6 protein-coding genes and 1 tRNA gene are annotated in these 8,025 nt (G+C 57.9%); 1 reads left to right on the top strand and 6 read right to left on the bottom strand.

Going from position 1 to position 8,025, the window contains the following annotated elements; translation table 11 throughout:
- Positions 1 to 200: 200 nt before the first annotated feature.
- The 5 genes from DWV32_RS10500 to DWV32_RS07260 all read right to left on the bottom strand — a co-directional run bounded on the left by DWV32_RS10500 (position 201) and on the right by DWV32_RS07260 (position 7,000).
- Positions 201 to 326, bottom strand: a complete 126-nt coding sequence (locus tag DWV32_RS10500; RefSeq protein ID WP_255413117.1) for a hypothetical protein — start codon at positions 324 to 326, stop codon at positions 201 to 203.
- Positions 327 to 513: 187 nt separating this feature from the next.
- Entirely contained in the window at positions 514 to 1,713 is a 1,200-nt protein-coding gene (locus tag DWV32_RS07280; protein ID WP_117757733.1) for a relaxase/mobilization nuclease domain-containing protein, read from the bottom strand.
- Positions 1,700 to 2,242 carry a hypothetical protein gene (locus DWV32_RS07275; protein ID WP_117757732.1) on the bottom strand — a complete coding sequence of 181 codons (543 nt, stop codon included), beginning with the start codon at positions 2,240 to 2,242 and terminating at the stop codon, positions 1,700 to 1,702. Before DWV32_RS07275 ends, DWV32_RS07280 begins: the two co-directional genes overlap by 14 nt.
- Before the next feature lie 688 nt (positions 2,243 to 2,930).
- Complete coding sequence (locus tag DWV32_RS07265; protein WP_233540431.1) at positions 2,931 to 3,635, bottom strand: hypothetical protein; 705 nt, start codon at positions 3,633 to 3,635, stop codon at positions 2,931 to 2,933.
- Positions 3,636 to 3,649: 14 nt separating this feature from the next.
- Positions 3,650 to 7,000, bottom strand: coding sequence for a CAP domain-containing protein (locus DWV32_RS07260; RefSeq protein WP_117757730.1), 3,351 nt, complete (start codon positions 6,998 to 7,000; stop codon positions 3,650 to 3,652).
- A 124-nt stretch (positions 7,001 to 7,124) separates the two neighbouring features.
- Here DWV32_RS07260 and DWV32_RS07255 point away from each other — a divergent pair, with 124 nt between their 5' ends.
- Entirely contained in the window at positions 7,125 to 7,373 is a 249-nt protein-coding gene (locus DWV32_RS07255; protein WP_117640691.1) for a helix-turn-helix domain-containing protein, read from the top strand.
- 541 nt (positions 7,374 to 7,914) lie between these two features.
- Here DWV32_RS07255 and DWV32_RS07250 read toward each other — a convergent pair.
- Positions 7,915 to 7,990: transfer RNA gene (locus tag DWV32_RS07250), tRNA-Arg, on the bottom strand.
- Between the last annotated feature and the right edge of the window lie 35 nt (positions 7,991 to 8,025).

Here is an 8,025-nt window from a genome sequence, read left to right as displayed (position 1 = left end):
ACTCAGGACTCAGCGCAACGCGTTGCGCTGAGTCCTGAGGCTGTTGCAATGAAGATGAGAATCAAGGGCCCACGCGCGAACAGGATTTGATTTTTGAAATATGGACGAATTCCTCGTCAGGAGGGTAAAATGGTGCCGACGGCAGCCCAAGTTGTAGAGAGCTGGGCAGAGCCGTTGCTTAATGAAGTTGGGTCATCGTCTTAGCGACGGTGGCCTTTCTTTTTGGGCTTCGAACCCTGCTTGAGTGCCTTGGAAAGGCCGACAAGGGCCGTGAGGAGCGAGACCATAGCGGTCAGGAGCTTCACGAGCTCGGTGAAATCGGTCATGGGCATCACCTCCCATCAAATGGAGGGCTCTGCCCGGCACGAGTGCTGCCGACAGCAAGGACGATTCTATCAGAGCGGCTGACTCCCGCCGATCAATTCATACTCCTCACCCTCGCCGAATTGCGAGCATGAAAGAATCGGCACTGGATGGCAGCGCGCTAGGGCACCGACGATAGGCTTTCCAAAACTAGCGAGGCGTGTCTCCGCGCGAGTAGTCAGCGCGGTCGACGACGCGGTCGTCCAGCTGCCTCGACACAGCGCCGCCGCCGTGCGCCTGGCCCGCGGCGCGAACGCGGTCGTCACCGGCATCGGGAACGGCGCCGGCGTAGCGGTTGCGAATCTCCCTTGCGTAACCGCGACGCGCAAGAAGCTCATCGCGAACCGCCGGATCTTCGAGCAGATCGTCATCACACTTCGGTGCGATGAACTTCGGGAACGAGTTGTAGGCGACGCCCTTGCTCGCCTTCGCCTGCTCGACCCACGCCGAATACGCCTTCTTAAGCCGTTGGATGTAAATCTCACAGCGCTTCTCGTATGGAAGGGCTCGCTCTGCTTCCAGCACGTTATTTTTGAAGGCCGCCTCGAGCTGCTTGATCGCGAACCGCCCGTCAAGACGGGTCAGGTTGAAAGTGCACTTCGGGTTGCCGGCCTCCTTGATATCGAGATCCGTCGCATAGACTCGGTTGTTCTTGATGAAAATGTCTACGCCCCATGAGGCAAGTAATTTTTTGAACTGCTCCATATTCTTCGGGTGGTAGTCGTTGATTGCAATATGGATCAGCTCGCGCAGATTGTTTTTATAACTGTACTCTCCCCGATCGACAATCACCTTTTCAATATCGCGCGGCTGTCGATCTCGAATCTTCGAATTCTTCTTTCCCTTTTCGAGCTGGGCGAGATTCCAGTCCTTATCGAGTTCGCGGACCCATGAGGCGCGTTCGTACTTTCCCTTGCGACCGCCGATGTCGCAACGCTTGCCGGTATCAAGGTTTGTCCGGTTGATTGCCATATGGACCGCGAACCGTTTTCCCGCCTTATCGCTTTCCTCATGCAACGCGAGAATCACTTGTTGATGCGGATAGTGCCTCGCAAGCCATTGCTCCGCGTAGGCCAAACATGCATCGGGGGTCATCTTGCCTCCGTTGCATGAGCATTCTTCCGGAAGGAACGCGAGGATCTGGTGTAGCAGGATTACGTTTTTGGCTCCGGCTCTCGACGGCTTGTCGTGGTGGAAAACCTTTCTGGTTCTATCCATTTTCGAAAACCAGCGATCGCTGTATTCGATGTTCCAGCCACCGCGCACAAGCGCATGTTTTCCGTTGATGTATTTACGGACGTTCTTCGCATACCGTTCACTCGAAACGCTCTTCTGCTTAATGACGGTCATTTTGGTCACCGCCGACGAAATATCGCTTCTCGAGCTCGTCGATGAAACGGTCCAGCTTACGCCCAACTTGGTAAACCTTTTCGAGTATGCGGAAAACAGCTTTCTCGTTGTACGCGGGAAGCCCCTGGGCGTTCACAAAATACATCAGCTGATTGAGATTCGTTCCTTCCTTCAAGAGCTCGTGATAGATCTTGTCGATCGACGCCCGATCGACATCAATTTTCTCGACATTCCCTTTGAGCAGTACGCGACGTGCATACGCACTGACAGTCATATCGAGGGAATCAGCATTGCTTTCAATTATCTTTTTTTCTTCCGGCGAGACCCGGACGTGAATGTCATCGGTTCGGAATTTCTGGTCAGCGATTTCCGAAAAACCAAAATCGATATCGAGATCGTCGGCATTGCACAAAACGAAGCGGATGAGTTCCGCCTCGCTCATCTCATGTCGCTTTGCGATTGCAGTGATGGCTTTCTTCTCGTCATTTGAAAGAGACGCCTTGACGGTGTGTGGGCGGAGCCTGCTCATGATTCCTCCTCGGAAAACGAATCAGCGATCGGAGAGGCCTCCGATCAAAACCTGCTATGCGATTCGCTTTCCTTTTGATGAGGAACGGCTGGCGTCGTTCCAAAAATGAAGAATCGACTTCGCGATTCTTTATCGCGAAGTTTCAACTTCACAACAACCTTATCGCCGTAGCAGGCGATAAGCAAGGTCTGTGGCGTGGTGTTTTTGGGGTCCGGATGGACCCACAAAAACACCACCCACAGTCATCTTGCAATCGCCTGCTACGGCGATTGGGCGGAGCGCAGCGTAGACACGAAATGAGAGGCCTCGTTTCGAGCGAAAGGCTTCGCGGTGTCGTAGTGTCAGCGAAGACCGTGAGCGGAAGCGAATTTTTAACGCGAAGGATGCTGAGTGTTAGAGATTCGCTGTAGCGAGAGCGGAGCGGTAATGCGAATGCGAGGGATGCAGAGTGTTTGCATTACCGCGCAGCGGACTCCGGGCGAGGGCTGGAACAAGTTGATGGAAGACCTTACCGATTTGCGGAAGGTTTTGCCCGAAGCATCCGGCACCGCCGGATTCTTTTGGAACGGCCTCTCGTTTGATTGCTTTCCTATCGTTTGCTCCCAGATTGGGCGTCTAAAAAAGGCGGCCGAACCGGCCGCCCACAAATAAATATTCACCGAACGGAAGAGGAGAGGAACGATGCACATTACTCCCAGTGGCCGGCGACGTCGACAACCCAATGCTGTCCCGTAGCCTGCTGTTCATAATGTCCCTGATCCTCTTTCGTTTCATAGGAGTCGTTTACGACAGATCCGCCGATGCCGCCGTTTTCGCCATCGTTAATAATCCAAGCATAGGCGGCATCGGATGAATCGAAGGGCCCTACCATAGTGCCACCATGATTGACCCAGAAACGAGGATGACGAGTGTATACCACATTCGGCACCCAAACCTGTCCATAGTCTGTCTCCCAGTGGCCCTGCTCGGCAACCCACTTCTTCTGGCTGCCGCCGTTGGAAGAGGAATTGTTGCTGCCGGAACTCTGCGAATTGCCGGAATTCTGCTTGGACTGGGAAGAATCGCCCTTGTTGTCCGACTTCGAGGAATCGGAAGACTTGTTATCCTCCTTCTTGGAGTCATCGGACTTCTGGTCCTTGCCGTCGGATTCTCTCTTCTCCTCGGTCTTGGCTCCAGAGGTTTGCGTCGCCTTTTCTTCGCTTGGCTTCTTTTTGTCTTTATTCTTCACCGCCGTGGCGGCCCTTTCCGTAGAGCCGCTTCCTTGCTTTGCAACGCTGGCACATCCAAGTTGAGGTGCCGAAAGGCACACCAGAAGCGCAACGATAATAGCCCTTGTTCTCACACCGATCTCCCCGTCCGTGAAACCGGGCGTTGGACACCAGCCGATATCCAACGCCCGACTCGCTTTTACATCTGCTCGCGGCGCTTCTTTTGATCGAGGAAGACGCCGGCTGCCACGAGGACGGTACCGCCGATGACGAACGTCTCGCCGATGAGGCCCGCGCGGTCACCGGTCTGGGCGAGGCTGCCGGTCTGGGCGGTATCCGTGCCGGCGAGGTGCTTCGGGGTGTATGCCGCCTGCTGCTTTGCGGCCTCCTCTGCCTCCTGTCGTGCGATCTCATCGGAAAGCTTCTGCTCCGCCGCGATGCGGTCGGACTTCGCCTGCTCGTAGGCGGCGAGCGCCGTATCATAGCCGGGCTTGAGCCCGTCCACCACAGCCTGCTTCTCGTCCAGGATGACTTTGGCGGGCGCGACCTTGGCACGTGCCTCGACTGCTGCGGCGAAAAGCGCGTTGAGGGCGTCATCCGCGTTCACATCATGGCCGGAAGCGATCGCCGCGCCGGCATCGATGGAGTCCAGCTTCGCCAGCTTGGCGTCTGCCTGCGCCTTCGCCTGTTCGGCGGCAGAGACCAGGGACTCGGCGGCGCCGGCGGCTGCCTTCGCGGCATCGAGCGCGGCCTTGGTGTCATTGACGGCCCTTACTGCATCCTGCTCGCGCTGCTGTGCCTCTGCGAGCTTCGCGGCAAGACCGGTGAGGATGTCGAGGTTCGACTGTGCGTCCTCGAGATCGGTCTGGGAGCCGGTAAGCTTGTCGGCGGCAACGCCGGCGTCGGCCTTTGCGGCATCGACGGCACGCTGGGCATCCGCGAGGGCGCGTGCGGTGTCGTCCGCCTTTTGCCTGGCGGTGGCGAGGACGGTCGCCTTCTCGGCCTGGTCGGCTACCGCCGCGTCGTGGGCGCTCTTTGCGGTATCGACCGCCTTCTTGGCGTCGGCGACGTCCTGGAAGAACTTCGCGAGGTCGGCGTTCGCATCCATGACGTCCTGCTGCTTGGCCTCGGTGTCCGCCTTGGCGGAGTCCAGCTTGGACTGTGCAGTCGTTACGGCTGCGTTGGCGGCATCAAAGGCGACCTGCTTCTGCTGGACGGTCGACTTTGTCGTAACGACTGCCGCGTTGGCGGCATCGAGGTTCGATTTCGCCGCATCCAACCCAGCTCGGGCATCCGTGACGCCCTGCTGCTTGGCGGCGAGATCGGCCTTTGCGGCATCGACGGCACGCTGGGCATCGGTGACGTCCTGCTTCGCGGCATCGACACCTGCCTGTGCGGAATCCACCGCGACCTGCTTCTGCTGGACGGTTGTGGCGGCGCCGGCGGCTGCCTGCTGCTTGGCGGCGAGATCGGCCTTGGCTGCGTCGAGCGCGCTCTTGGCGTTCTTGAGGCCGTTGATATAGGAGGTCAGCTTCTGCTCGTACTCGTCGACGGACATGGGGTTCATGTTCCAACCGGAGCCTGCCCAGCCCAGGTTTGCGGTATCGAAGCTGTCGGTCTGCCAGCCGTTCATGGTTCCCTTGCTGCAGACCGCCATGCCCATATAGCCGATTGCAGGGCTGATGACATGCAGGTAGTGACCGACGGTTGCGGGATATCCTGCAACCTTAAAATGCTGGTTGACATAGGATTCAATCCCGCTATGCGACTTGTAGAAATCTACGGCATCCTTACCGATTAGCCCGGTGACGCCATAGAGCTCCTGAACCGCCTGATCGAAGAAAGCCTTTTCTTGGTCCACCCACTGCGGTTTCGGATCGGTTCCATAGTTCCACGCGAGGTTTTCGCTCGTATCAAACTGCATGGAATGCCCAAACTTGACATCGGAATAGTTCGCGTTGGCAATCGCCGCCGCAATGAGCTTGTACGTGACCTGGAGCTCAGGGAGACCGACGGACTTGCGATACTCGTTGATGGACTTCATGTACGGGATTGCCGCGAGCATGTTGTCGAGACTGGTCGCGTCGAGGCTGTTCCCCACTTCGGTGTAGTCCTTGTATGTGCAGTTCTGGATGATCTCGATGGCTGAATCGGCACCCATGGCACGGAAGAAGCCGATGGCTCCCTGCTTGAGCTGCGCGCCGGCAGAATCGAGTTTCGCCTGGGCCTCGTCGACCTTCTGCTGCGCGGCGGTCACGGCGGCGTCTGCGGTATCCTTTGCGGCCTTGGCGTTCGCGAACTCTACGTCGGCGGCTGCCTTGGCGGACTCGGCGTCCTTGACAGCCTGCTTCGCGGCATCCAGCTTGGCGACGGCGTCGGCATTCGCCTGCTTGGCCGCATCGAGGCCGGCGTTCGCGGCATCGAGTGCGGACTGGGCGGCGTTCACACCGGACGTGGCATCGAGGGCAGTCTGCTGCTTCGCGGAGAGAGCCACCTGGGCATCATTCAGGTCGGCTTGTGCCGTTGCCGCAGCGGACTGTGCCTGCTCGAGCTCGGACTCGCACTGGGACTGTGCCGCTCGTGCGGCGGCGAGGGCTGCCTCTGCGTCCGTGACCTTCTGCTTCGCGGCATCGTACTCCGGACCGCTGGCGCCTGCCTCCGCTACGGCGAGGTCGGCTTTCGCCTTCTCGTAGGCGGCGCTGGCGGCTGCGGCCTTCGCATCCGCCGCGTCCTTGTTCTGCCTGGCTGCAGCGAGGACAGAATCGGCGGAATCCTTTGCAGACTGGGCCGCAACCAGCTTGGACTGGGCATCGGCAAGCGTCGCGTTGGCGTTGGCGAGTTCGGCCTGTGCCCTGCTCACGGCAGCCTGGGCGTCGCGCACGGCCTGCTCGGCGGCACTGATTGCCTCCGGGGTGGCGCCTACGGCATCGGCCTTGGCTTTATCGAGGGCGTCCCTGGCATCCTGGGCCGCCTTGAGGGCGGACTGGTACGCTTCGTCCTTCTCGGATGCATCCGCCTTGGCGTCTGCGAGACCCGCCTTCGCCTGCTCGAGGTCCTTGCCGGCGGCATCGGCGGCGTCCTTGCCCTCCGCGACCTGACGGGCGTACTCGTCCATTGCCGCTCGGTCGGCTGCCGTGCCGGCGCTGACTGCCGAATCGTAGGATGCCTTGGCCTGGTCGCGGGCGGAAGCCGCCTCGTTGTAGGGACCGGCGGCCTCATCGTAGGATGCCTTGGCGGCGTCCTCCTTCGCCTTCGCCTCGTCGACCGCCTTCTGCAGGTCCGCGATGGTCTGTGCGGCGGATTTCGCGCCGACACCGGATGCCGCGCCGGCGTGGGCGGCGATCGGCGACATCACGGCGGGGTGCTGCGTGCCCCCGTCACCGGTCTGGGCGAATGCCGTGAACGGTGAGATGAGGCTCGATCCGGTCATGGCGGCCATGGTCGCCGCGGTGACGGTCAGACGCGCGATCCCCTTCGGGGCATGAATCTTTTTGTTTGGCAGTGTGGCGAAGTGATCGCCGCCGGCAGCGAAATGCTTTCCCTGAGTCATTGTGCTGTTCCATTCCTTTTCCGTGCCCTATCCGACTGGGCATCAGAGTGCTTTCCAATAGAGATAATTATGCGCCTTAACAGGGATTGTTGTATATAGTCCGTTGGCTTTTATACAACAATCCATGACTCTTTTTGTCATGGATATCTCGCCGCTACAACGATCCTTTGGTCTACGCTGCAAAGAATTAAGATCAAAGTCTGGTTACTCTCAAGTACAATTTGCGAATCGCATCGGCATGGACAGGTCTTACTACGCCTCGATAGAGGTAGGACGAAGAAATGTCAGTCTTTCTAACCTCTGTAAAATTGCTAACGGATTCGACATGACAATCGCTGCACTCATGACTGGTGTGACTGAGAAAACGGATTAGTCCATCAATCAATCAGCGAACGCAGTGAGCGAATCAATCGACGGCACAGCCGGCGGCAAGGTCACGGCACGTGACCGCGCAGCGAGCTTCGCGAGCGAAGGGGGACAGCATCGCTGTCCCTATTCTTTATCGGCGGCGTAGCCGGCGGCAAGGACACGGTACGTGGCCGCGCAGCGAGCTTCGCGAGCGAAGAGGACGGCATCGCCGTCCCTATATCTTTATAGTATATTTCTCTATTAATTGGTTTCACCAAAATGGGTATTGCGCAAGCTTCTGAACAGGCGTTTTTATCAAAAACTCAAAGCAGCCGAATCATCAAAATGGTGAATTTTTCTACCCAAATTGAGGAAGCGCTTCACCAAAATGGAACCGACTAACGGCTGTTGAAAACTTTTTATCCCCAAAATGGTGATTTCCTGTTTTCAGTGGAAAACTCGGTAAGTTAAATTATTTACTTACCAGATTTACAAACAAAAGCAGTTCTTAACCCTAAAACCAGAACAGGTCAGAAGCAAAATTAACTCCTGACCTGCGATTTTTCTGGTGCCCCCGGGCGGATTCGAACCGTCGACACCCGCTTTAGGAGAGCGGTGCTCTATCCCCTGAGCTACGGAGGCATGTCGTATTAGTGTAGCAGATTTACGCCGCTGTA

The sequence above is a fragment of the Collinsella sp. AF04-24 genome (genome assembly GCF_003465685.1).
GTDB classification, from domain to species: Bacteria; Actinomycetota; Coriobacteriia; order Coriobacteriales; family Coriobacteriaceae; genus Collinsella; species Collinsella aerofaciens_AP.
Note: the sequence above shows the minus strand (reverse complement) of the source record. Positions and strands in the feature narration are given on the sequence as shown.

Bases quoted from the DNA above. Each gene is read 5' to 3' on its own strand.
- DWV32_RS10500 (WP_255413117.1), bottom strand. From the start codon at position 326: ATGACCGATTTCACCGAGCTCGTGAAGCTCCTGACCGCTATGGTCTCG.
- DWV32_RS07280 (WP_117757733.1), bottom strand. From the start codon at position 1,713: ATGACCGTCATTAAGCAGAAGAGCGTTTCGAGTGAACGGTATGCGAAG.
- DWV32_RS07275 (WP_117757732.1), bottom strand. From the start codon at position 2,242: ATGAGCAGGCTCCGCCCACACACCGTCAAGGCGTCTCTTTCAAATGAC.
- DWV32_RS07260 (WP_117757730.1), bottom strand. From the start codon at position 7,000: ATGACTCAGGGAAAGCATTTCGCTGCCGGCGGCGATCACTTCGCCACA.
- DWV32_RS07255 (WP_117640691.1), top strand. From the start codon at position 7,125: ATGACTCTTTTTGTCATGGATATCTCGCCGCTACAACGATCCTTTGGT.